Raw genomic sequence first — 26,133 nt, 5'->3', positions numbered from 1 at the left:
CAAGAAAAAAAACGCAATCTTCGCCAATTATAGCCCAAATAGCAGCAAAATTAAAATGAAAGATACTTCATCGCTTGCAGAAATGCTATATGAGCGAATCCGAGAAGCTCCACCTTATTCCTGGTTTCCGTCTCCCCCAGAGCTAATTGAGCTTATGATTGAAGAAGCTCAAATTATTTCAGGAATCTACGCCTTAGAACCAACAGCAGGAGACGGCTTATTGGCGCAGGCTATGGTTAGAGCGGGTGCGATCGTTGATGTAATTGAAATAAACCCGCTGCTACAACAACTTCTGTTTCAAAAAGGGTTCAATCTAGTAGGAAGTAACTTTTTAACAACTGAACCGCAGAGGCGATATAGCAGAATTTTGGCAAATCCCCCATTTTCTACGCCCCACATCAAAGGAGTTGATTTAGATATTATACAACGTGCCTATAACCTTTTTCTAGCCAATTCTGGACGCCTGGTAAGTGTTGTTAGCAATTCCATGAATGTCCGAGGCGATCCGCGATCGCAAGCCTTTCGAGCCTTTCTTAAGCGCACGTCTGCCAAGTTAATCGAACTTCCCTTAGAAATATTTTGGGGGAGCGATCGCCCGGTTACTGTTGAGAGCTACCTAGTCGTAATAGACAAAAAATAGACGATTGCTTCCCCACTATACCGTTTTATTAGTGGGGACAGCACAACTTACCTTTCAACACATTACTATTACTTATTCTCAAAATAAATATTAAGAATGTAACTTACACTTCAATACCAAATATCTGCCCAACTATCTCCGCTAGTTCTATCAATTTTACGACTAACAATATTACCTTAAAACCCCTGTACTCCCATGAATAATTCCCCACACTACGCCCCAAATCCTATTGTGGGATACGAGCTGATTACAAACTTTTCCAGACTAAACGATGTCCTCTCGCCTTTAATAAAAGCTCGTGTTATAGCCATAGACACAGAAACCACCGGGCTAGATCCACTTACGGAACGCATCCGACTTATCCAAATAGCCGTCCCCCACCGCCCAGTGATAATTGTCGATCTAGCTGCTTTTGCCGATCGCGAATTATCGCCTTTAAAAGCACTTCTAAACAGCAGTGCGCTCAAAATATTTCAAAATGGTAAATTCGACTGGCAGGTACTAGAAATAGCTGGGCTTAGACCGTCTGGCCCATTTTTTGATGTCATGCTAGCGAGCCAGGTGTTGCGCTCTGGACTCAAGAAAGACCACGATCTACAATCCCTCGCTCTTGAATTTTTAGGAATCAAACTTGACAAGAGCCTACAGTCGAGCAATTTCGGAGGTAAGCTATCAGCTTCTCAGTTAGAATACGCCGCTTTAGATGCTGCTGTCCTGCTGAAACTTAGAGCGCGACTCATCTCAAAACTTCGGAGTGCTGGGTTACTAGAAACCGCCCAAATTGAATTTGAAGCGATGCCTGCTGTAGCCCAAATGGAACTAAATGGAATGTTACTGGATGCAGAACAATGGCATTTGGTGGGGGAGGAACTGAAAGCTCAAAAGCAGACTACGCTGGTTGAATTAGTGAAAGCCGGTCTCAAACCAGCCCCTAGCGCACAACTTTCGCTATTTCCAGAGATGGTGGAAACCATAAACCCTCGCTCGTCTGTACAAGTTTTAAGTGCTCTTCAGGCTCTCAACATTCCAATCAAGTCAACAACCAAGAGCGAACTTATTCCTCTAGCTGGTCAATACCCGATTATCCAGTTGCTACTTAATTATCGGAAATTAGCATCTTTGTGTTCAAATTTTACTGAGGCATTGCCCAAACACATTCACCCGATAACGGGGAGAATTCACCCCAGCTATCGGCAATGCGGCGCTCGTTCTGGACGCTTTAGTTGCAAGAAGCCAAACTTGCAAAACGTTCCCAGGAATTGTACGGCAAATGGGATGCGTGCGTGCTTCATTGCCGCTCCCGGATATCAAATTATTAAAGCAGATTACAGCCAAATCGAGCTAAGGATTGTCGCTGAAATATCTGGCGATCGCCGAATGCTGAATGCCTACGCTAAACGCGAAGATTTGCATACTTTAACGGCTTCTTTGATTACGGGAAAGCCGTTAGAGGAGATAACGGCAGAGGATAGACGGATAGCTAAATCAGTTAATTTCGGATTAATTTATGGGATGGGTGCTGCCAAACTGCAAGCTTATGCTGAGGAAAAGTACGAGGTTTTTTTAACCTTGGACGAAGCTAAAGAGTTCAGAAGACGATTTTTCCAAGCTTATTCTGGAGTCAGAAGATGGCACGACAGCATCAGGAAAACGGTGTACGTCAAAGACATCAAGCAAATCCGTACAATTGGCGGACGCAGAAGACGGTGGGCAAAGAAACCCCGACTTTCTGAGTTGCTAAATCACCCTGTTCAAGGAACTTCTGCTGATATGTTGAAAGTGGCGATCGCTCGTCTGTTTAAGCTCTTACCCAAGACGGGAGCAAAATTAATCGGTGTGGTACATGACGAGATTCTGTTAGAGTGTCCGCAGACTACTTTAAAAAGAACCAGTCGCATTCTCAAAAAAGTGATGGTAGAATCTGGAGAGGTATATTTGCAGCAAGTTCCTGTAGAAGTGGAAGTAACTATTTCCTCGTCATGGGCAAGTTAAACGCATTAGTTCCTGCTGTGTTTGGTAAAGTGCATGGAAATCTAAGCAATAGATAATTGCTAAAAAACCAGCCTAATTGGGATTTGTGTTACAAAAAGAATAGAAATATTCTATGGGTAGCTAAGTTATGCCAGCTCGCTTGATAAACGATCGCTATGCTATATCCCCCAACCCGCGATCGGGCGGGATGGCTGATGTCTATCAGGCAAGCGATATGCTTGATGACCTCCGGCGGGTGGCAGTAAAAGAATTCAAACACGGGCAGATTGAAGCAGATATTCTAGCCGAGTCTTTCAGACGTGAAACCCAAGCCCTGCAAGAGTTGAAGCATCCGGGAATCGTGGAACTTCTCGATTCTGGCAAGGATGAAACTACGGGTAACTATTTTCTCGTCTTGGAGTGGATGGAAAAGGATTTGGCAACACTTCTGAAAGAATCTCCACCAGACGGTTGGGATTCTTTCTGGAAAGCGGTAGCGTTACCCGTGTTGGAGGCTCTGGCTTTTTCCCATAATCGCAGAATAATACACCGCGATATCAAGCCCAGCAACATTTTAGTGGGGAGTGACGGTAAACTCAAACTTGCTGACTTTGGCATATCCAAGCTTAAGGGGTATTTGCAACCAAGCATTACTCTCAAAGACTTTGTATCGCGTACATTCACTCCGCCAGAAACCGACGATGGTTCCTATACCTACACCCGCGATATTTTCAGTTTTGGTGTATTGGTTTTGAAGTGCCTGACCAATATTGAACTCACAGACCATAATAGTATCCCCAGCGCACAGAAAGCGTTTAATGCACCACCTGAAATCCTTGAAATAATCGAGCGTGCTGTTTCCCTCGACCCCGCCGAGCGTCAACCTAATGCAGAGGTACTACTAGCTGAACTTAATGTTATTCAAGGGAAGACAAAAACAGGAGCAATTAAGAAGCCTCCTTGCTTCCTTAAGCTTATACCAAAGTGCTTGAACAGACTTAAAAGTGAAATTGAGATTTCTTCTGAAGTTGAGATCGAGAATCTTATCCTTGACGATCTCAATAATGAATCGGGTTGTGGGATTCGTCCCTATAAATTTAAGGACGACGCAGACGATCCATCTCGTGAAGATCATTACGAAATTTATGGTATTTCCTATCGGTATCACATGAAGGTGGATCAAAACCGAAGAAATCACCTAGTTATTTTCAATGCTTGGTCTACTTCCTACTCGCAACTGGAACAGCGTCGAGAGCGTGCTTGGAATCTATCCTACGAGTTCAAATTTGGAACGCCACTGAATTTATATGAAGCAAAAGAGGTTATTCAGAAGCTACAGGATGCAGTTATAGAGCATGAAGCAGACTTAAAAGAACAAGAAGATGAAAAAGAAAAGCAACGGATATTCCAAGTTTGGTGGGATATTCTCAGAGCTAAAACAGATTGGGAGAAAAAACGAGAAAAACCGATTAAATACACAAGCGTTACTCGTGACGGAAACCGCGTTACCTTTGAACTATCAGAGCTTCCAGAAGATGACTTAGCTGGACAACCCCGCCATGTGACAAACTCAAAAGGATTTAGCATTTTGGGGGGAGATGTTGAACAGGTCATCAGTGACAGATTGACTCTTTATGTTAAATATGGAGAACCAGACAGACTCCCACAATCTGGTGAGTTACGCTTTGATACTCGTGCTGCTGAGGTTGCCCTAAATCGACAAAAAAATGCCCTTGATGCCATTCGATTTGACCAGGGAGTACGGTCAGACATTCGCCAATTACTCGTCAATCCTCAAGAAGTCCGTACTCCTGACGTAGAAGTAGATTTACAGTTTATTCAACCTCTCAATGAATCACAGCAGGAAGTTGTTAAAGCTGCACTCGCCACAGAAGATTTTCTGATTGTCCAAGGTCCACCAGGTACAGGAAAGACAACATTTATTACAGAAGTTGTTCTGCAAACTCTTAAAGCTAATCCTGATGCTCGAATTCTGCTCAGTTCACAAACTCATGTTGCACTAGATAACGCCTTAGAACGGATTCAAGCTAAAAATCCTAACTTGAAGTTGGTGCGACTTGGTAACCATGAACGGGTATCAGAGAATGTTCATTCGCTCTTACTCGAAGAACAGATGGAACAGTGGCGAGAGGGTGCAATTGCTAAAGGACAGGAATTTATTGAGAATTGGTCAGCGCAACGAGGTATTTCTCAGCATAACAGTGAAATAGCCACACTATTTCAAGAAATGAAAACTCTGGTTACAAAAATTGAAAGTCTCAGAGGAGATGTTAATATCTGGAAAGAGGATTTGGATAAAATACTAGCAATAAATTACAACCCAGAAAACCCAGATTCATTGTTGGAAACTAAAATCCCCAAGGATAAGCTAGAGGAATGTCAGAGTATTGAAGCTGAAATTAGTATCCTGCGTAAGCAATTAAAAGAAGCACGAGAGCAACAGAAGGAAAAAGCAAAGCGTCTTAAAGAATTAACCGGAATCAGTATCAATAAACTTTTGAGACTTTCGGTTCAGGAGATAGAAGAGCGGATCAATAAACTAATAGATCCAAATGCACCCGATGCGAAAATGCTCCAACGGCTGATAGCTATTCAGGCGGAGTGGTTCGATCAGTTTGGTCGAAATGAGAAATTCAATGCACCTTTGATTAAGCGATCGCAAGTAGTAGCCGGAACTTGCATCGGAATTCCTAGAGATATTCAAGACATAGAATTTGACCTGTGTATTGTTGATGAGGCTTCAAAAGCTACGGCGACAGAAGTGTTGGTTCCAATTGCGCGATCGCATCGCTGGATACTCGTAGGCGACCCCAAACAACTCCCACCATTTCGAGATGAAGCCAGTAGAGATTCTGACTTTTTGGAAAAATACGAACTTAATCAGGATCATATTCGAGAAACTTTATTCGATCGACTGCTCAGAACACTCCCAGATGGGTGTCGCAAGATGTTAACAATCCAACATAGGATGGTAGCACCAATCGGCAATTTGGTCAGTGAGTGCTTCTATGATGGTCAGCTAAAAAGTGCCAGGACTGACTTAGATCAGCATCTTCGCAGTGTTTTACCACAACCTGTGACTTGGTTAACAACAACCAAACTTCCGAATAGTCGCGAACAGTCTGCCAATTCTAGCTTTAACAATATTTGTGAGGTCAACGTCATAGTTCAGTTTCTCAAACAGCTAAACCAGACGGCAGTAAAGGCGCAGAAAAAATACAGTGTCGCCGTATTGAGTGGGTATGCAGCACAGCTAAAGTTGCTCGCTCGCAACCTTGCCTCAGAATTAAACAATTGGCAAGCATTAACAGTTGAGTGCAATACAGTGGATGCCTTCCAAGGACGCGAAGCTGATATTGCAGTGTACTCTGTGACTCGTTCTAACAAAGAAGGTAAAGTGGGTTTTCTGCGCGATGCAGAACGATTAAATGTGGCTTTATCCAGAGGGAAAGTTGGCTTAGTCATCGTGGGAGATCACCACTTCTGTAGAACCTCACATGACAACCCATTACACCGAGTTTTGGATTACGTTGAAAGTCACCCTAAAAATTGCGCCATAAAGGAGCCTAACTTATGAGTTCAGAAGAATCAGTTTTTCTTACTCCAGAAGAACTACGCCGCTATGACAATCGTACAGGCTTCGATTTAGTTAGCTGTAAAGAAGTCGGATTGCCAGTTTATAAAATCACTGTTCAAGCTCTAACCCAACTCCGTAAACCGATTCCCCCGATCGAAGAATATGTCTTGAAAGCTATTAATGCTAGTTTATCCTCAGAAGTGGATATTGCTGGATTTCTTGGTCTCGAACCGTCTATTATCAGGGATGCAATGATAAATTTAAGGATGAGTGAGGATATTGACCTCATAGCTCCTGATGGCTCTCTGATGCAAGTTTGGAAATTGACTAAGAAAGGCGAAGGAACGCTCCGCGATGCCAAAATTATTGTTCCCGAAGAGCGAACATTTGATATAAATTTTGATGGGCTTTTACGGTGTCCTCGCTGGTATGGGCGATTGGAATCACGTTTACTCAAGCAAAAAGACTTGCGTAATCAAGAAATCATAGAAATTGAACCATCTCCGAAAAAGCCACCCGAACTTTCCGATCTTAAACTCAAAGATGTGGACGCAATTATTCGCCAGATTGAGGGAGCAAGCAAAGCTAAATTCAAGCAAGATAGAGACCTTTTAGCCTTGAAAGCTATTGAGCGCAGACAGAGATTTTTTCAACCTGCTTTGCTCCTAATTTATAAAGCAAAAGATAGTGATGATATTCAGGTTACCTTTGCTATCGATGGTGTTCTTTCTAATGAACATGAAGCAGCTTTTGCTCGTGCTAATGGTGTCAAGAAACTTCGCTTACTAGAAGCATTGAGGGAAAGCGCACCTAGAAAGTTAGCAGAAGAAGTTTTAGGGCATGAATTTGTTGCTCAAGCTCCCTTACAAGAAGCTGAAGCACTGAAAGAAGAGGTATCTTCAGCTCAAGCTAAAATTGATACGGATCGAAATAGCGTTGCAGAGGCTGAAACGGATGAAGACAAGGCTGCTTTAGAGCAAAAAATTATTGAGCAAGAGCAGGAAATAGAAATTCTTAAACAGCGCTTGAATTCATTTCAAATTAGTTACCTAGAAGTTTACGACCACCCTGAGATTCTCAAACAGGCTATTCAAGACAGTCAAAAACGTTTGATGATTATTTCTCCTTGGATTCGAGGTAATGTTGTAAAGAAACAGTTTATTGAACAGCTAGAAAAACTACTTAAGTGTAACATACAGCTTTTAATTGGGTACGGTTTGGGAAAAGATGAAGATGATAAAAAATACCCATCCGATATCCAAGCTGAGAAAAATCTTAAAAAATTAGCGAATCAGTACAAAGATAATTTTATCCTTAAGCGTTTGGGAAATACCCACGCCAAAATTCTGATATCTGATGCGAAATTTGCTGTAGTAACAAGTTTCAATTGGCTTTCCTTCAAGGGAGACCGCGATCGCACGTTCCGGGATGAGCGAGGGACGCTTGTATCTGACCCCCAGAAAATTGATGAACTGTTCGATAGCTATAGGTCGCGATTTAACGATTGAATTTGAGGACAGAGCAAAAATGACTTATGCAAAGGGGGAAGGGTGAAATGGTGTCATTTTCAAGTTCACGATAATCCTTCCCTCCCTTTCCTCTGGTGATCGCTAACCAAACAACTCCTGTAACGGAATAGAAAATCGCGATCGATCCTGCCCAATAGCCGATCGAGCATAAGTCGCTTGATTGCGAATCGCTAGAATCTGCTCCTCATCCCGCAGCATCGACGGCGTAAACTGGTAACGCTGTTGCCGGAGGTCGTTCAAAGTCACTTTCAATTCATCCGGCTGTTTACCTTGTACCCGATCGCGATAGTATATCTCCTCAGCACATTTTCTCACAGCATTGCCAATTTCTGCGGGCGTACAAAGCCTGTAATCCCTCAACAGAAGCCGCCACTCATCATCAGTCCAAGGCGACTCAGAAGCATTGCGGAACTCAGGAAAATATTTTTTGAGATGAAGATTAAAAATTTCATACATTGCCCCTTCGTGAGGCAAATCCACAAAGAAAATATCATCAAAGCGACGAATTAATTCCGGCGGTAACATCCCCAAACGGTTAACTGTCGCCACGATATAAATTGGGTATTGATGCTCTTGCATCCACGTTAAAAGCTTCCCCGATAAGCGCCTAGAAACTCCGCCATCTGCATTGGAATCCCATCCTGCAAAACCTTTATCAAAATCATCCCAATAGAGAATTGTAGGACTTAAAGCCTGAGTCAGTTCCAGCAATTCGCGCAAAGCTAAATCAGGTCTGGAAGAACCGACAATCGAACCCCAATCAGCCGCCAACAGCGGTACTCCCATCTTCTTAGCCGCAAGTTTAGCACTCAGACTTTTGCCCGTACCCGGCGGCCCCCAGAGAATCATTCCCTTGGGAAATTTGAGTCCGTATTTCTCTGCTTCTGGACTCAACAGAGAAGCCACCTTTGACAGCGATTCGTCTAGCAAGTCTAAACCACCTGCATCCGGCACATCTGCCTCGGCAATAAACTCTAGGCCTCGCCCCCGCAGCTTATTAACCTTGTGGTCGAGCACCAACCGCGCCATTTCCTCCACAGTCGAAGCAAAAGCTAGCGATCGCTCCAAAATCAACTCGATCTCACCTTGGGGCAACCCCTGGCAAGCTCGAACCAAAGCAGTTTGCAACACCTCGTCGCCTTTGTCGCCAAGCCAAGGATTGCGATCGCAAAACAACTCCACCACCTTTTGCGCTGCAACTCGGGACGGTAATGGAGTCCTCAGTACCGGAATCAACGGCTGCAAGTTCACCGGCAGTTGTATGTAGTTTTCCAGTATCACCCAAAACTGAGGAACCGCAGACCAAGATGAGTGATAGTAAGCATTTGCCAGTTGAAACCCCAGACGCGAACTCACCTGACCGCATTCGTCAAAATCTAGCACTCCCTCAAGAATGTAAATTCCCTCTCTCTTACTCTCTAATAGAAACTCAAGCACGTCAGAATCTGGGCGCAAGTCAGTATTTTGCAAGATGCACTGACCGTCCCGACTCACAATTTCCTGCAAGCAACTGTACCCTGAGTTCCAAAAGAAAACAGGCAAATGCAGCTCCTCCCCCCCCCAATTGTGAAACTGTGCTAAAACTCTGATTCTGTCAGGCGTGTAATACTCCAGCCCGACAATCTTAATGCCTCTTTGGGCCAAAGCGAGCCAGTCATTGATGGTACGCATAAATTCAACGGTAAGAAATATTCAAAGGTACTCTTCTCATTGATATGCTACGGTCGAGCGTTGCCATCAGCCAACAGTTCTAAAGCAGCCAAACCTCGTCTTAATTCTTAGGAATTATTTACCTAATTTCCTAAATATACATAATTATGTATTTCGGCTGCTCTCAAAAAAACACACCGAATTATTACATAAATTTATTTTAAAGTAACAATTTTATAAATAATTATTAATAGCCCTTAAAAAAACTAATTATAAATTTGATGAAATTTGAGAGCGCCTAACGGCGCTGTTAGCTGTGAAGTAGTTTAATTAAATCAAACTTCATGGCTACAACAACAGCTAAAAACCATAACTCTCGCCCATCCAATGGAGCGGTGACTTTGAATGGCAAAAGCAATGGTGCTGCTAAATCAAAGAACCCAGCGACAGCTACCCAATCGCAGGTCAGTCGCCGTTCGACACTCACTGTAGAAGAGCAAGCAGACGCACTTCTAGACCGCGTGCGAACTACCATCCTGAAAAAGTTTGGAGTCAAAATTCAACTGCGCGAAAAACGCCTCCAAACTAAGGTAGGTCACGCTACCAAGGAAAAACTAGGTTTGGATATTGCTGCACAGTTGAAAAAACGTGGCAAAACGATGAACTGGCAGCGTTGGAATAACGAAGTGTTTCCAGCTCTATTTGGTCAACCCGATGCACTGCGCCACGATATGGAAGTCATTGCGCTTGTGATGGCAAAACTATACGACGTTTTCGAGCTTGACCCGCAAGAAGCAATTAAAGGTCTTGTCAAATTCAATCAAGAATCGCTTGCTAAACGCAATAGCTATAACAAGCAGGATGAATCCGATGATGAAGATGATGATGTGGATGACTTAGAAGATGAACTTGATGCTGATGAAGATGAGGAAACAGATGAATCCGAAGAAGACTTGGATGAGGACAGCGAAGAAGACTTCGATACCGAGGACGAAGAAGACGAAGATGAAGACGAAGATGAAGACTTAGAATAGTCTTTTGCCGTCACTCAATTTTATAGCTTTCCTTCACCATTCCTTTTGTCGAATATGTAAAACTCTGCTCTGCCTAAAAAAGGCTGAACAGAGTTTTTATTTTTATCATATTATTAGCGGAGGTTAACTAACTTTAACTAAAATAATCAGTTTCTTAAAATTTTAAATCGTTTTAAAAACAATGAATTATCAATACAACTATTGTTGTCATTAAAACCATTAAGACTTTTAAGTTAACTCAAAAAGGCAGCTATTGCTGCTGTGTAAACGAACAAAATTAAATTCAGGAAAGCTGAAAAATGACAGTTAGTGAAAAAGCTTACAAGACTAATGCAACCAATAGCGCTAAAGCGCAAAAAACTCACACAAAAGCGCTAGACAAGTGTATTAGTTACAACGATAAACTTCGCCTAATGGTACTAGAAGTTTTGAGAGAAGAATCAGGTCGGGAACTGGCAAGCGTTGCTCGCTTTAACGGCGGCGAATTTGATTGGGAGACACATAATGCCCAATTTCGCGCTGACTACAGCGAGACACCTTTAAAAGAGTTGATGCGTGCTAGTCGCATCCTATACGGATTGACCGATATGGATGCAATCCGCGATCGCCGCGCCAAGCATCGGGGCATTCGCAATCAACGACTCGCCCGTCAGAGCAGCGGAGTTGCTTCCAGCTCGCAAAGTGTGTATGAAGAAGTGGATGTTGCTGACGACGACATCGATGATTTGGATTAAGTCGCTTGAGCAACTAAAAATGTCAAAAATAGCCTGTTAAGGGCGGCTTCCCCACTCCTAGAATGAATGAGGAGTGGGGAAGCTTATTGCCACCCACCCACCCTTTGATTCAGAGCTATTTTACTTTGTAAAAACCGTATTTGACCTGGATGCGGATTTTAGAAGGCTAAAAAAGGAGGAAAAAAGAGGAGAAAACAGCACAGTTTTTCCTTTTTATACCTCCTATTTCCTACTTTTTTGCTCGCAATCAGTATAAATGCTTATCAATTTTTGTAAAGAATTGTTGCTTTTGGCGTGATTTTTTGTATTTTACACCCTTGTAAATCCTCCTCAATCCTCCGAATTAGTACGTTAGTCGCATAGCAAGCCATGTCAAATGTACGTACAAGAGTCGAATTTGAGCACTTTTTGCAAATTAAAGGTTTTTGCAAGACTGCGATGAGAACAGTTGGAAATTGAAGTTAGCTCACGCACACTCTGGGAAGCCAAGGCTGGAAAGTTTAATGGGCAGTTTGGACTTTGACGCTCGCTGTACACTCGCTCGCGTGAGTCGATATTGAAGCCAGGAGCGAGCCTGTTGGTGTACAGGACAGCCGCCTTTACGAAGGAGCGTCGTCGGGTACGACACAAGCCAGTTGCTGCAGTTCGGCATCGGCGGCGGATGCCAAGAGCTTTCGCGCGCCCGCTATCGTGTTTGCAAGCGAAGCAGCCGACTGATGTCGATGATGGCGAGGGAATCGTTCATCCGATAGCCAGCCTAACGCGCTCACCTTGCACTTAGGATTACCGCATTCATGAGGTGCATTGTTTTTATTTAAAAGTAATAAATAAAGCTTTGTACGGACAAAACCATTGCTTGCTACTAATCAAGAACAGCCATAACCTGCCTCAACAGGCAAATGTACGCTCGACACAAAAAAGCAGCAATTTGACCGAAAAATTCAGGCATTTGCAGGATATTTTCAGGTAAATACAGGTAGAGTGCAGTCCCTGCAAATGCCTGTAATCTCACTGATTTTATACTGCTTTCCACCTGACTTTATACTGCAAATGCCTGACTTTAGGACACACAAAAATTAGCTATTTTTTAGCGTTTTTAACAAAAAGTGAATTGATTTAATAGTCAAGTTGCGACATCTGAATTGAATTAATAGTCAAGTTGCGACATCTGGATTGAATTACAGCAAGCGTCTCTTTTTGCTTGGTCACTCAACTCAAAACCTTGACACACCTTTGCTTTCAACCTGCTTACCACCCCGTCTTGGTCTGACAGGAATGGAATCCTTGCCAACAAATACTTTTCCAGCAAAAATAACTGTGGATTCCATCTGATTATTGATTTGGTACTGAGACATCAGAATCACGCCTTCAATGAATTCTTGGACTTGCTCGATAGCAAGCCACTTCTCGCGTTTAGAGGCTGTAAATTAAGGAAGTTGATAGGCTGCCCCCAGTCGCTGCGACGGGCGGCCACCTCCTCCCGCAACTCCCCGACATCGGGCGGTTCAAGTTCGTACTCAGCAAAGCTTTGGAACACTATCCGCGAGGATTCTAAATTTTCGAGTTTTCGGTTTGCGGTGGCGATTGCGAGTTTCGCCTGCGATATTTGATGCTCGCGGTTGTTCGTGATGCGATTGATGGCGGCTTCGCTCGACGGTGCGAGTCGCGAACAGATAAGTCTGCTGGAATTCGACAAATGTTTTCATGGGAATAACTCACTTACTTGGAGTGAAGCTGACTAATAAGGAACATAAATTTGATTTCCCCAAAATACGTCAATATACTTACACACAGAAAATTATTTAGGATTGCTCTAGATATAGAAAATCATTTAGGATTGCTATAATAGTTGCGGGGCGCTAAAAAAACCGTTTATTTTGAGTTCAGATTACTGAACCACAGCGCAGCCACTAACAATATTATCAATGCTAGCCTGTCCCTTCCGTGCTTAAAAACTGAGGGACAAGCAGGGGTAGTCGGCTTTCTGATTAGCCCGATCGTCTTTTGGAAAAATAGTGGGTAAAACTAATATTTGCTCATATTTTTTCATATCTGCTCATATTTACTCATAAAATTAGTAACAAAAACTAACAAAAACTAACGAAAACTTACCCCCGATCGCCCCTTGGTGCTCTCACTGGCTGCCTCTTCCGTCCTAGGACTGAAGGGCGATCGGGGTTAAAAACGTAAAGTTTGTATAAATTTTACATAAATGAACATATTGCCACTGTGCAATTTTTCGGTGCTGACCACGGAAAAATTATGCGCGATCGATTTGATGGTGAAGCCTTCCACATCAAGTGGAGCCGACAACCACGGCATCACGGCAGTAAAAGACAAATTAATCTCCGGTAAGTCGGTAAAGATTGCGTTGAGTTGATTTATTTTGATTTATTTTGACTTTATTTGACTTTTAGCCCTTTCCCCGCCTAAAAAGGTTTGAGCCTACTTTGCCCCTGGTAACAGCTTCGCTACATCTACCCCAAACAGTTAATCAGTGGTTTGACTCATTTCTCTTGGTGGTCGGAGGCAAAAGTTTAATCATGGTTAATCGACCGGACAGGATATCAGCCTCTATTTCCGGATTTGCAAGGATCTCGGCTTGAGGCCCTCCTGTTATTGGTTTGCGATCAATTATTCAGCAAACCCTACATAAGTTGACGAGTGAGGCTAACAGCTGTGGCAAGAATTTCCGCAGCCTGTTCGATTTCTTCAAAAGTCGTAAATTTACCAATACCAATCCGCAGTGCCCCTTCAATTACGTTAGAAGAGAGAGCCATAGCTTGCAATACGTGAGAAGGGGTTTGTACACCAGATGAACAGGCAGCACCAGTGGAGATGGCTAACTTAGAACGAACTCTGGCAATAATGGCACTATTGGGAACATCGGGTATAGAGATATGCAGATTGCCAGCTAAACGGCACGACAAATCTCCGTTTATGATTAAACCAGAAATTTTATCTATCAGTAAGCTTTGCAATCTGTCTCTAAGACACGCGATCGCTTTCTCATCTTCATCCATTTCCAGCAAACGCAGGTGACAAGCTTCTCCCAGACCAACAATACCAGGAACGTTTAGAGTTCCAGACCTGATTCCTTTCTGATGCCCTCCCCCAAATAGAATTGGTTCTAGGTGATGCCCTTTTCTGACAACCAAAGCTCCTGAACCTTTTGGCCCATACAGTTTGTGAGCGGAGATTGCCAGATATGTAATGCCCCAGTCCTGAAAGCTTAAGGGGATTTTCCCGACCGCTTGAGAGGCATCACAGAGGAACGGGATACCGTAGCGTTGAGCAATCTGAGCGATTGGCTGAATTGGGTAAATGTTGCCAATCTCATTGTTGGCTGCCATAACACAGAGGAGGGAGAGTCCATCAGCGCAAACCTGTTCTAGATAATCGAGGTTGAGTCTTCCTCTGCAATCGACTTGGAGGTAAGTCAGTTCTGTCCAGCCGCGTTTCTCTAGAATATGGCAGGTGTCGAGAATGGCTTTGTGTTCAAGTGGCAGCAGCGCAATCCGGTGAGGTTTTCCAGGATAGGGGAAGAGACTACCCTGAATTACTAGATTAATACTCTCGGTTGCACCCGATGTCCAAACAATTTCTCTCGGTGAAGCTCCAACTAGCTCAGCCACCTGTTTAGCAGCTTGTTTGACGGCTTCTTCAGCGCGATTGCCATACTTATGATCCACACTACTGGCATTGCCGAATTCTTCAGTCATGTAGTGGTAGATGCGATCGGCAACCCTAATATCAACAGGAGTTGTAGCATGATAATCGAGGTAAATGGGCTTTGGATTAAATGAGCTATTTAACATTTAGATGAAGATAGGTAACTATACAGGTTTGTGAGCGGTTTAAATCTTCTGGTTTTACCAAATTCTATGTTCGCTCGTCTCATATTCACTTCAATCTTCAACTATCATATTGATAGGCGCAGCAGACAGCATATTAGCTGAATCTAACGTCTTCTAACTGTTGAAGAAATTCAGTAGTGGATCTAGGTCTACGCAATGGATTGTGTTGAAGAGTGTCTAAAAGAAGCTGACCAAGGGATGGGGGTCCCGACCAGTCGTCCATTGTTAGGATACCGATTGGTGGTCGCCGTGTCACAACAAACCAGAACACTGAGGCAAGTTGAAAGAGATCGGAACAGCAATTAATCACATCTCCAAGTCCCATTGCCTTTGAAACAGCTTCAGGTGACATCCAGTATCTGGGTCCTACAGCTTCTTCGGCTCTAGTAAGCTGTTTTTCAGTTTCCTCTATTAATGCACACAACCCAAAATCAGAGATCTGCCAAACATCAGCACTAATCAAGATGTTATCTGGCTTGATGTCACGATGCATGGCAACAACGTGAAGCTTTTCAAGTGCTTTGGCGAGACCAACGAATTGTCCATAATAATCTTCAAATCGTAATGGGGAAGAGCTTTGGGTAAGAAATTCCCTCAAGTTAGAATTAGCCTTACGCATAATTATGAAAGAAACATCAAATGGATTTGGATAGCTTCTGTTCCTGGAACGTGCTTCGCGCTTAGGAGTATGAGTGATTAACATCTTGCCATGCGTTATGTATGTAACAATATGCTCATGACTCAAGCGACTAATTATTTGAATCTCTCTTTCAAACCTCTCAATTCTAGGAAATTTTAAATTAAGGAGAACTTTTAGTGCAAATGTTTCGCCAGTAGCAGCATTTTCACATTCAAATACAGATCCATTACCTCCTCTACCTAGCATCTCTAAAATTTTATATTGAGAATTGTCAATGCCTTTAACTTCGTCGGGCAGGACATATATTTGTCCATTAAACTCAATGCTAGTCATACATTAATCTCCAACTGAGTTCCCTCAGTATCAGGTTCCTGAGACAATGGATCTATTACCAGCCAAACGCTGGAATCTACTTCTTCTAAAACCTCTCTTCTAATAAATCCAGCATTCTCCATTTGGAAAACTTGATTTTCCTTGTACCATGCAATAACAGAATTTTCTATTGTTGGTTGAAAATCTAATTCAGATACTAAGCAAGTCTGAGTTCCTGGTGGACAGAATCCACCGCCATCGTAGAGAATTTGAGAGAAGAAACGTGCAGTATCTCCTGATATTTTTATCAGATAAGTACCCTGAAGAATAGACTCCAAAAAATTGATTCTCTAACGACGACTCGATGCAGAATTAGCATCTGAAACACAATGGATTGCATACTCTCGTAAAACGCTAATATCTGATGAAGGTTCAATGCAAGAATCAAGAAGAGATAAATCCCTACGGAGAGGCGTTAAGTCCCGATTATCTATATTCCCTCCCCTGCAACGAAGATTATAGATAGCTCCGAATAATGCATAGAAATCAGCTTTTTGGCGAAATCTAGTAGAGCTAACGGTAGCTAATTCGTCTTCATCAAAAATACGTTGAAAATCACTCAGTATTTGATTAAAACATTCTCTTGTCTCGCTACAATGAGGCTCAGCCCATTCCATATATTCTTCATAAACTGAATCTAACTGTTCCTTTTTATCCAACGGTTTTTTTCGGATCATTAGAGCAAGAAGTTCAGACACAAACTCAACATCAGCCATCCGACGGCGATTTGCAGGAGTAAAAATCCTGAAATCATCAAAAATATCTAATAAGGCTACATTTTCTGCAACATCCAAAAAATCTCCAGGAAAATCAGCCCGTCTTAATTCTTGTTTATTAAGTGCCTTTACATACTTATTAACGCGAGAGTACATCTGCCGCACTTCAGCATCTGTGACATCCGTAACTTCATACATATCAATTCGATAATTGATAAATTTATCTCGCTCTGGCTGTTGCAAATCTTGAAAATACTTGTTATGAAGGTGAGCTTCACAAGGAGGAGCTTTGAGTGCAAACTCATTGTTCATAAAGCCAAGAATTGCTCTAAGCCTTTGCTGACCGTCAATTACTGCGCGGAAAGTAGCCTCTCCTCGAATATTTCTAAGCAAATAGAACTTAGGCATTGGTATATTTTTGAGGATTGAGTCGATAAGCATAATTTTTGCTGCTACAGCCCATACTTCCTGCCGTTGAAAATCAGGTCGTAACTCAAGGCGATGAGAGTTTGTTAAATCACGAATGTCTCCAATTGACATTTGCGTACTATCCCAACGAACCATAAATTCTCTATCCTCTAAACAGTAATATTCAATAGTCAGTCTACTAGCTTTTATTTAAAGTCAGCTTTAATTGATTCCACTATTAATGGAAAATCTGCATCATGTAGAAATGGAACTTGCGTGTATATGATAGTTGGCTCATTGGTTAGCCTTGCCGCCAAATGCCCTTTCCCTAGCAAGTTTTCTGCTCCTTTCTGGCCAAGTGCAATTTCTGAAGTCCCAATGCTTTCAACCCTTAGAATCAACCGATTACCAAGGTTGTCTCGAAGCTGAACAGGTAGAACGTTGGCATCCGGACGTTGAGCGGCAAAGATAAGATGGATTCCAGCCGCTCTCGCCTTGACTCCTAGCCGTTGAACTGCTGAGGATACAGCATCTTTGTATTCGTCTACTAGCATCCATTCAGCAAATTCATCATGAACCAGCCATAAAATAGGTAAGCGTTCACTTTCAGAAACCTTGTTGTTATATGATAGAAGGTCTCTAACCTTTTGTTGCCTAAACTTTAGGTATCTGGAGTCCATTTCAGCTACCAATTCGTTTAACACATCGATCGCCCGATCCTGCTCAATGATGATTCCTTCGCGCAGATGGGGCAGTTCCTCAATATTAGCGTAGTCTACACCGGCTTTTGGGTCAATTAGGTAGATAGTGCACAGTTCCTTCGGATTTGTAGCGCAGATGTCTAGAAGAAGATTTTGCAGCAAAACAGATTTACCACTTCCAGTAGCCCCAGCAATCAAGGTATGGGGTGCATGTTGTTGGAGGTTCTCAAAGTTGCTGCCTAAATTGAGGTATAGCAGTTCACCATCAATTTCCCTAACCCCAACCACGAGACTGAGGTTAATACCAGATGGTGAGCGATTAACTTTTCGCTTCGCCCAAACCTCTCGTAGTGAGATAACCTGTCGTTGAGGACGACTGATCGAAACGACAATTTCACCGGGTTGACCATAGACGCTGATAATGTTCAGAGCATGAGTCGTCAGAAGTTGCGATCGCCGTTTCTCAATGTCTTCGAGCTTAAGCTTATCAGAACCTTTCAGGTGCACAATTGCCGCATTCGGTGTAAGCCTCTGGTCGAGTATCTTAGCTTGCAGGTCGTATCCTATCAATGCTCCTTTAAGCTTTATGGCAGTATCGTTCAGCCATCTAACAGAAGTAGCATCACTCTGGCTTGTCTGTACCTGATATTGTTGGCACCATCTGACAAGAGCGGAACTAGCCCAATTGCTTCTATCATCGGTTTCTAAAGTTGTAGAAGGAGTATTGTTGGTGGAAGTAGGAGTATCGAGATGGGATTGAAACTGCAGTTGAAACGGCTGAGTCGGTTCATCGTCTACATCAGGTTCATTACCTGCTACGGGAGTCACGTCTACATTTGGTACTTGACTCGCTTCTTCAATACCTAGAACCCATGTCACTCTGTTAGCCGGGAATAAGGGTTGAGAGATTAACCAAGGTTTGTCATCGCCTATTTGTTCGCGAATAGTAAAGAGCGATTGCTCTGCTTCATAAGCAAGAACGATGCGACGCACTAATTCTCGATCAAAAACTTCTTGGAAGCAGCGATTGACTTTAGGAATGGGAATCCGTTCGCTCTCAACCCCACTGCCGCTTGTACCGGAAATAAAAACGTGAGAGTAACCGGATAAATCAATTCGTATTGTTCCGGCGCGGATGCCTTCTCTCCACTGCTCAATCGGCACTTTAGCATCAGCACTAAATTCTATGCCTTCCAGCAGAAGATCGCTCAAACGAGACAACCATAGATCGCGATCGAGGCGACTTGGGCTGATGAATAGGGCATTAGCAATGCGATCGACTGTATCCCTAAGCTGCTTTTGGGAAGTTTTTCGAGCATCTGCTAGTCCCGCTATGTCAACATATTTTGCTTCCGACACTATCACTTTTAGTACAGGCTCATCGTGTACGTGCTGTAGCGAAATTGCCATGATGTCAGCAATCTGTCCCTCTTTCTGTCCCAGCCAAGAAGCATAATCATCAAGAAAATACCAGCCGATATGGTTGTGTTCTCCCATTTCAGCAGTAATTAATGCCTTACTTAGAACAACACCGATTAGTTCACTGGCAAACCTACCGCATTTAGCAGCCCGCAGTACAATGTCTCCAGAAAGCTCATTTGCTTTATCAATAAAAATTTCTACAAGCTTGTCAATGTGTTCTCTATCAATATGGAGATTAAGAGCTTCCAATCGTTTCCTAACCAATACTTTTAATAAGTTTAATGGCGCATCCGACGAAACTAAGAAATTTCGTTCATCTGTACGGTTTTGTTGGTAGCGGATAACTTTAACTCCTTGGTTGACCAATTGCCGCCGTTCTAGTAAGTCATCATAGTTAACAACCCACTCCCCTAGACGATGAATTTCATCGAAAATTGTTTTGGTTGTTTCTTCTTGAAAAGAAATTTGACGTGCGGGTAGGAAGTGTTGTCCTAATGGACAGTCTTCATTGACAATAATGCTATACACCATGTCTATATAAACTTGACCAACAGTAGGCTGCTTGGGGCAAGTGAGATAGACAGTTGACTTTAATTCATCTTTTGCAGCAGGACGTTTGCGTGACCAGCGTGCAGGAAAATGCGTTAGGATATTGAGTACACTGCTATCAAAGGGAGACGATTGCCAAGTAACTTTAGCTTGTCGGGAGATCGCATCCTGGAGAAAAACGATGTCTGCAAACTTTCCTTCTCTAGGATTATCAGTAGGTACATCATTAGACATTACTGCTATTCGCAGTCTAGCCATAAAGTCCTGTGAAACTTCACTAGCAATGAAAGCATCAGGATCTACATCAGAACTTTCAATTATTTGCTCGTAGAGTTTAGCAAGTTTTTGGCTATTTCTGTGGCGCAGAATCACCTGACAGCGAACCTCTTCAGAATCTTCTTGTAGTTCTTCGCCAAGTTTATTAACGATCGCTTGAGGTAATTTAATAGAGTCAGTCTGATAGAGCATTATGCTCAAATTTGTTTTTTCGTGAGGCTGTAATTCAACATAGCGACGCACCAATCCCAACAATTTTTCAGCAGATTTGGCAGGATCTTCGTTGGTAAATCTTTCATCTTCATCTTTTGTTGGACGTTCCATCAAGGAATAATCATTAACTGTATCTGAAACAGCTAGGATTTCTGGCTGCTTTCCCTGATAGCCAACACAAACTTCTGGACTATAAGGATGGACAATATCATTTCTCAGATCTGTAAAAAACAGTCGTGAATCACCAAAGTAGACTTCAGAGTTGGAAGTAATATATTCAAGTAGCCCTGCAACTTGTCGTGCTTTGATAGCAAGAGTAGCTAGTCTCAGAGGATGCCAAGGTGCAACGATTGCAGCAGGCTTACCTCGTGCAACACGCACACACCCTAAGAGCAAAACAGGTTGATAAAAGTCGAGACGATTACGATCGCCCTTAGCGTGGGTCAGGATGACCGAGAGCAGCTTTCCGTAGGCTTCGCACTGGTAAAGTAGGTAGGGGCTGGCAATTCCATTACTTTCGGGATCGAGGAAGCTAGCGATCGCTTGTCTGTAAGTCTCATTAAACTCTTTCCAAGCCATTTTAATAGTTTCAGACGCTTCTTGAGAGAGTCTGCCTTCGGACACCGCTTGCTTGAGTTTGGTGGCTAAGGTTTTGTCGAGATTGTACTTAGCTTCGTACTTACCGACCAGCGAGCCTCGATCCTGACGGTAAGCAGCCATCAGAGTTCCTACATCTGACAGAGAAATCCCTTGTAGGCGACCCTTCTTGCTGACAAGTTCTAGTGAAACCTGAGACAGTTGGAAGGGAGATTGCGACAACAGTCTCTCTAAATCTTTGTACAATTCCATCCCAATGGTGTTGGGATTGCCTTTCCAAATCAATTGCGTCTTGGCAATCAGGTCTTGTCCACTGTCGCGCATCTCTACATAAAACTTGATTTCCGTTGCTGCTTTGGCAGCTGAAATGTTTTTACGATACTTATTCTTTTTCTTGGAATCTTTTAGCAATGTGTCGTACTTAAAGAGCCAGTGCGTTTCCCACTTAATGTAAGGGCTAGTGAGCTTTTCAAAACCCCGATAGCGTGTGCAAAAGTACAGCCCTACATCAGCATTTAAGTCCAGCCACTTGCTTTTAGCAGAACTCTTTTGTGTAGTAATTTTCAGCGACTTAATGCCCTCCACTGAGTCTGCCTGCTCAAATAGGCGTTCAAAGGCTTGCAGCAAACCAATGAGGAAATCTGTACATTCGATCGCCTGTCCGTAAACGAACTTATCCCACTTGGCTTTTAGTTGGCGATTTGCATCAAGTTCGTTACGATGGGTATCGTAGAATTCGCGGTCTTCGTCAAGCGCCTCTTTTTTGTTCCGTTTCTTGAGTGCATTGAGATACTGAGTTTCGTCTGCGGTGAGAGTTTCAGGATATTCGTCTTCAAAAAAAGCAAGTGTCAAGGATGCGATATCAGTCTTCTGTGCCTGCAAACCTGTGAATAGCAGGTTAATATTGTCTGCTTCCCATTCAAACTGCGCCAAGGCTTCGGTTTCTGAGTTCCATCCTGCGGAACTGCTGATAAATCTTGCGATCGCAGGATGAGCATTTGTGGGGATTTCCTCTCTAACTTTCTCAAAGGTAGATTGTAAGTCCTGTTCATCAAGGGGTTTGCGCGTCGGTGTTTGCTTTAGCAGCAGGCAAGCACGTTTAGTAAAAGCTTGTTGAAATAGTTTCTCCCAACGAGTAGCCCGTCCCCATTGGGTTTCGGGAATAGCACTGAAATACTTGGAGTCACGAGGCAGTCGCAGGGAAGGCAACGCCCAACCCAACGCATCAACAACAGGGATACCTTCTTGTTCAATGCGCGATCGAGTTTCAACAATGTACTGGGCAAAATTTTCTAGGCTAGGGGTTCCCACCTTTCGCAGGCCATTTAGCGCTTTACGCCAGTAGTCCACTTGGTCATCAGAAATTGGCAAATTCGCAGCAGCAATGTCAATCCAGAGGTCAACCTGTCCTTTAAGTTCCTGTGCTCCCAAAGGTGTAATGTCGCCAAGAGATTGAGCTTGATCGTCGCTAGTGCTGGCAAGTAGTAGGGCAGAGAGATCGCAAGGTGCGTGTCGTAGGTGAACGGTCGATTCGTCAGTCAGAATCTCGTCGGGCAGTTCACAGTTTTTTACCAAGCTTCGCGGAACTTGAATCTTAATCAGTGATGAGAGTTGAAAGTCTTGCAAAATGGTGCGGCAGATAGCTGCTACCTGCTGGGCAGTGAGGCGATCGAGCAGAAACCGAGCTACGCCCTCTGTCGTTTCATCGGCGTTGATGGAACGTTTGAGGAAATTAGTCGCAACTTGTCCAATTAGTTCAATTGCTTGCATGAGTTCACCTCCACTACGAAAGGATTTCGGACGTAGGCACAGGCATCAGACAGACGCTTCAGGAGCCCTATACTGGCTAGGCGACGTTCCAATCGTTCGGCATTTGCTGCAAAGTCTTCGCGGTCAGCATTGCCTGAACTAATAATGTCTTCGGCTTGTTTGTCGCCTATGACAAAACCATACTTCTGGTAAAGCTTTTGCAGAAATTCCTGAAATTCCATACGATGGGGGACGCAGGTCAGAACTAATGTTCTCAGGAGAGTATCGGTAGGAGCATAGCGAGTGCGTCTGCTCCCTCTGCTAGATGAGAGTCCAATCTCGCGTGCCCAACTACTGTGACACTTAGCAAGATGTTGTTTATGCCGCTTGACTGCCTTCTCTCGCAGTTTGTCGAGCAATCCTTCAGGAGAACTTGCTCCATCTAGATCGTCCTCCTCCTTAGCCAGCCATGCAAATCGCTCTTGCAGCAGTTCGATCGCTTCCTCAAGAGGATTAAAGGATTCTAGACATATCTGCCATTCGGGAAGTTCGATTGTGCCACGTATGTAATGTTCGATCGCACGTTGAGACAGGCTGTTGTTTTTCTGATATTCATCTGAGGCTAAGTCACGAATAATTGTCTTCTTAGGAGCAATAATCTCCAATATGAATCGAGGTGGTTCTAGTTCTCCCAGTACAGCTTTGGCACGGCTTAGGAGATAGATGATTAGATGTAGTCCCGTGATAGTAACAATCTGGGGTAGTGCATCATAATCAGGCAGATTGCAGTGCAGGATGTTTAGCCAATCATCAGCAAGGCGTTCGTATTCAGGTAACTTCTGGTATGGAAGGTAAGGTGGTTTACCACTTGACTTTGTTACAGTGCGATCGTGTTCTGGTTGAAGGGCAACAATAACTTTATTCCATTTATTCCACTTTGAATCTTTGTGGTCACTGGAATATTCACTAGCCATAATTCCTAGTTTTTGCAGGTGTGAAAGGATTTCTTCTCCTCTACCACTTCGACATAGCATTAGGTAGAGGAGTTCGCCTGTTCTCCCAAAAAAACGACGGTCATTTGTTATGTTAGTGCCCTTAACCCCAAGATCTTCATACAAGCAATCAGGTCCGTAAGGAAAGACGAATTTAGAACTCCACCGCTTATTGCTGTCTCCTTCAATAGAATTTGATTGAATAAATTTGACAACTTGTGCAAAATCTTTGAAAGAGGAAAATCTAGCTTCTAAGTAGTTAAAATCAGGAGAAGTCAGACCTCCCACGTTATTAACAATTGCTTCTATCCACATATTCCAACGTTCAGTATTACCTAAATATTCGGATGTAATTGCCTCAAGATGAGGGTTATTAAACAGAATATTGCGAAGGTAAAGCCGAGGATACGTAGAATACTGAAGACTGTTATATTCTTTCTCTACGAAAGCTTGCCCATTGCGTGCTTCTGACTGGGCAATGCACAGCATCTCTAAGATACAGAGCCAAGGTGTTTGCTCGTCATGTAGGCGATGCCCCCAAATGGACTCATCAACCCACATAGTAAGTTGAGTTTCCTCAATATTCTGTGGTCGTGGGAGAGTTTCAGTCATTTACAAGTAAATCTCCAAAGAACGCGAACTAGCAATACCGTCATTGTTTACTTCTAGCAGACGAATGCTCATCGCTTCTTCAGAGTCCTCGTCTTCACCTTCTGATTGCTTTCTAAGAGCAAGCCCCTTGAGTACCTGTGATTTAAAAGCAAGAACATCTTCATAACATTCTTGAGAAAAGCTACTTGGCAAAGTTCCTTCTGCCACTCGGCTCAGATATTCATAGCGAGTTAAGGTTAAATTTAGCGAAATAGGTTCAAGCTTTGGAGAGAGATGAACAATTAAGCTGGCTTGGCGCTGGTTTTTATATAATTCTATGGAAATACTTTCACCACGTTTCTTGGTTACAGATATTGATTCCTCGTAAACGCGGCTAATTTTTGCTTGAGAGTAACTTCCTGATGTTGCCAAGATAAGTTCATCTTGGTTTTTTACTAGAAAGCCTGTAAAAATGCGATTTAACCCTCGTACTATACGAACAAGGATATGCTTGGATACTTTCTTGCCTTCTTTCAAAACTTTGTAAACATCGCTCAGATACTCTCCTGCATACTGAAATACAGTGAGATTCCACAACCTCAAATCGGCTACGCGATCGTTTGGCAGCGTGAAAAATAATCGCTGTCTTTGAGATTGTAGGACATTTAAAAAATCCGAGCGATTGCCGACAAACTCACCTTCTAAATAAGCTCGTTGTTGAGCCTGGTAATTTACATCAGCACCATAGTAGGAATCGGAAAGAACTAGCTGCTGGTAGCAAGGCTTCAATTCAGGATCGTCTGCTCCAAAAATCAGGATGTTATCAATCTGGTTACTCGTCTCAGTTCCAATGCCAAAACTTCGCAACACTTTGAAAACTGCTGTAGATTCACGCCTACGTTCAGGAAGGTTCTCCCCAAAAATATTACGGTAAAGACTAGCTAATGAAGTTGTCCCTGACTCTAAAATCTTGGGAACTTGTTGGCAAGTTAGTAATTTATCTTTGGCATGCGGATGACCAAACAACGAATTGGCAACTAACAAGAGTAGCTGACGTACAGGTAGGTGCATCTCATTGAGTTCGCAGAGTTCTAGCAGATCAGTCAGTCTTTCTCTTGTCGTTCGGTTAGCTTCTGTACCTTCCAAACGAAGTTTATTCTCCCATATTGGACAGCCAAGGTTTTGCTGAGGACAGCGATCGCATACTTGCCAGCCAGAATGTTTCAACACCGCATCTAAGATACGTGGAAAGATAATAGCGGCACTCTGGCGACTGAGGTTGTAAAGCCGGACATTAAAGCGTTCCTTTTCACGCAAGTCTTCAACTAGCAGGTCTTCGATTACCTGTCGCACTTCGATAATTCCAGCAATCTCTGCTTCTGCCCATGCCTCAACAAGCTGACCATCATTAGCAGCAATTAAGTAAACTTTAGTTGTATCTTTTCCAATGATCGCTGCTGCAACTTGAGGTAATAGCGAAAGTTTTTCCTCAGAAGTTAATTCGCTTAAATCCTTAATAACAAATAACTGGCTATTAGCAAGTTCTAGCGTGTGAATTTTTTCCTCACTCTGGTTCCATCTTTCTGAAGAACCACCTAGCTGTTCCCATATTTCTCGACAGTAGTAGGTCTTTCCATCCCCTGCTGTACCTGTCAAAATAACAGTTTTTGGCTCTGCTGCCCTAAAGTTATCTAGTAATTCTTTTAGATATTCAGTTTCAAAAGCAATAGGCTGAATTTTTTTACGTCTGAGCGCACGCTGAATCGCCTCATCGTACATATTATCATTTCGAGGAATGGGTCCATATTGACGGAGAAAACCGATCCATTCAGATACTTGACAAGATGACGATTGTAAAGACATAGTTCACATCAATAATTATACAACTTCAAAC

The 26,133-nt window shown here is 43.0% G+C and carries 16 protein-coding genes; 7 read left to right on the top strand and 9 right to left on the bottom strand.

The window, feature by feature from the left end:
• Positions 1 to 55: 55 nt before the first annotated feature.
• The 4 genes from QUB56_RS10690 (at position 56) to QUB56_RS10675 (ending at position 7,717) form a co-directional block, all read left to right on the top strand.
• Positions 56 to 640 carry a class I SAM-dependent methyltransferase gene (locus tag QUB56_RS10690; RefSeq protein WP_332955123.1) on the top strand — a complete coding sequence of 195 codons (585 nt, stop codon included), beginning with the start codon at positions 56 to 58 and terminating at the stop codon, positions 638 to 640.
• A gap of 195 nt (positions 641 to 835) precedes the next feature.
• Complete coding sequence (locus tag QUB56_RS10685; RefSeq protein ID WP_332955122.1) at positions 836 to 2,632, top strand: bifunctional 3'-5' exonuclease/DNA polymerase; 1,797 nt, start codon at positions 836 to 838, stop codon at positions 2,630 to 2,632.
• A gap of 127 nt (positions 2,633 to 2,759) precedes the next feature.
• A complete protein-coding gene (locus QUB56_RS10680; protein ID WP_332955121.1) occupies positions 2,760 to 6,209 on the top strand; it encodes an AAA domain-containing protein in 3,450 nt (1,149 codons plus the stop codon).
• Between the two features lie 167 nt (positions 6,210 to 6,376).
• Complete coding sequence (locus QUB56_RS10675) at positions 6,377 to 7,717, top strand: phospholipase D-like domain-containing protein (RefSeq protein WP_332955120.1); 1,341 nt, start codon at positions 6,377 to 6,379, stop codon at positions 7,715 to 7,717.
• 102 nt (positions 7,718 to 7,819) lie between these two features.
• Here the strand turns inward: QUB56_RS10675 and QUB56_RS10670 are convergent, their stop codons facing one another.
• Positions 7,820 to 9,409: an AAA family ATPase gene (locus QUB56_RS10670; protein ID WP_332955119.1), complete on the bottom strand. Its 1,590-nt coding sequence runs from the start codon at positions 9,407 to 9,409 to the stop codon at positions 7,820 to 7,822.
• Between the two features lie 323 nt (positions 9,410 to 9,732).
• Here QUB56_RS10670 and QUB56_RS10665 point away from each other — a divergent pair, with 323 nt between their 5' ends.
• Together QUB56_RS10665 and QUB56_RS10660 are read left to right on the top strand one after the other, a co-directional pair.
• Positions 9,733 to 10,422 (top strand): hypothetical protein, encoded by a 690-nt coding sequence (locus QUB56_RS10665; RefSeq protein ID WP_332955118.1) that lies wholly within the window; start codon positions 9,733 to 9,735, stop codon positions 10,420 to 10,422.
• A 299-nt stretch (positions 10,423 to 10,721) separates the two neighbouring features.
• Entirely contained in the window at positions 10,722 to 11,156 is a 435-nt protein-coding gene (locus QUB56_RS10660; protein ID WP_332955117.1) for an aminoacyl-histidine dipeptidase, read from the top strand.
• Positions 11,157 to 12,516: 1,360 nt separating this feature from the next.
• Here QUB56_RS10660 and QUB56_RS10655 read toward each other — a convergent pair.
• Positions 12,517 to 12,852 carry a hypothetical protein gene (locus QUB56_RS10655; RefSeq protein WP_332955116.1) on the bottom strand — a complete coding sequence of 112 codons (336 nt, stop codon included), beginning with the start codon at positions 12,850 to 12,852 and terminating at the stop codon, positions 12,517 to 12,519.
• Between the two features lie 516 nt (positions 12,853 to 13,368).
• Here QUB56_RS10655 and QUB56_RS10650 point away from each other — a divergent pair.
• A complete protein-coding gene (locus QUB56_RS10650; RefSeq protein ID WP_332955115.1) occupies positions 13,369 to 13,536 on the top strand; it encodes a hypothetical protein in 168 nt (55 codons plus the stop codon).
• Positions 13,537 to 13,804: 268 nt separating this feature from the next.
• Here the strand turns inward: QUB56_RS10650 and QUB56_RS10645 are convergent, their stop codons facing one another.
• The 7 genes from QUB56_RS10645 to QUB56_RS10615 form a co-directional block, all read right to left on the bottom strand.
• Positions 13,805 to 14,974, bottom strand: a complete 1,170-nt coding sequence (locus tag QUB56_RS10645) for a cysteine desulfurase family protein (RefSeq protein ID WP_332955114.1) — start codon at positions 14,972 to 14,974, stop codon at positions 13,805 to 13,807.
• 133 nt (positions 14,975 to 15,107) lie between these two features.
• A complete protein-coding gene (locus QUB56_RS10640; protein ID WP_332955113.1) occupies positions 15,108 to 15,986 on the bottom strand; it encodes a protein kinase domain-containing protein in 879 nt (292 codons plus the stop codon).
• Entirely contained in the window at positions 15,983 to 16,303 is a 321-nt protein-coding gene (locus QUB56_RS10635) for a hypothetical protein (RefSeq protein WP_332955112.1), read from the bottom strand. Before QUB56_RS10635 ends, QUB56_RS10640 begins: the two co-directional genes overlap by 4 nt.
• A 12-nt stretch (positions 16,304 to 16,315) precedes the next feature.
• On the bottom strand, positions 16,316 to 17,305 hold the full coding sequence (locus tag QUB56_RS10630; protein WP_332955111.1) for a DUF262 domain-containing protein: 990 nt from the start codon (positions 17,303 to 17,305) through the stop codon (positions 16,316 to 16,318).
• Positions 17,306 to 17,355: 50 nt separating this feature from the next.
• On the bottom strand, positions 17,356 to 22,677 hold the full coding sequence (locus tag QUB56_RS10625; protein ID WP_332955110.1) for an FtsK/SpoIIIE domain-containing protein: 5,322 nt from the start codon (positions 22,675 to 22,677) through the stop codon (positions 17,356 to 17,358).
• A complete protein-coding gene (locus QUB56_RS10620) occupies positions 22,659 to 24,260 on the bottom strand; it encodes a hypothetical protein (RefSeq protein ID WP_332955109.1) in 1,602 nt (533 codons plus the stop codon). The genes QUB56_RS10625 and QUB56_RS10620 overlap by 19 nt, the downstream gene beginning before the upstream one ends.
• Positions 24,261 to 26,102: a hypothetical protein gene (locus tag QUB56_RS10615; protein ID WP_332955108.1), complete on the bottom strand. Its 1,842-nt coding sequence runs from the start codon at positions 26,100 to 26,102 to the stop codon at positions 24,261 to 24,263.
• Positions 26,103 to 26,133 lie beyond the last annotated feature (31 nt).

Origin of the sequence: Microcoleus sp. AR_TQ3_B6 (assembly GCF_036702785.1) — a bacterium.
Classification (GTDB): Bacteria; Cyanobacteriota; Cyanobacteriia; order Cyanobacteriales; family Microcoleaceae; genus Microcoleus.
Note: the sequence above shows the minus strand (reverse complement) of the source record. Positions and strands in the feature narration are given on the sequence as shown.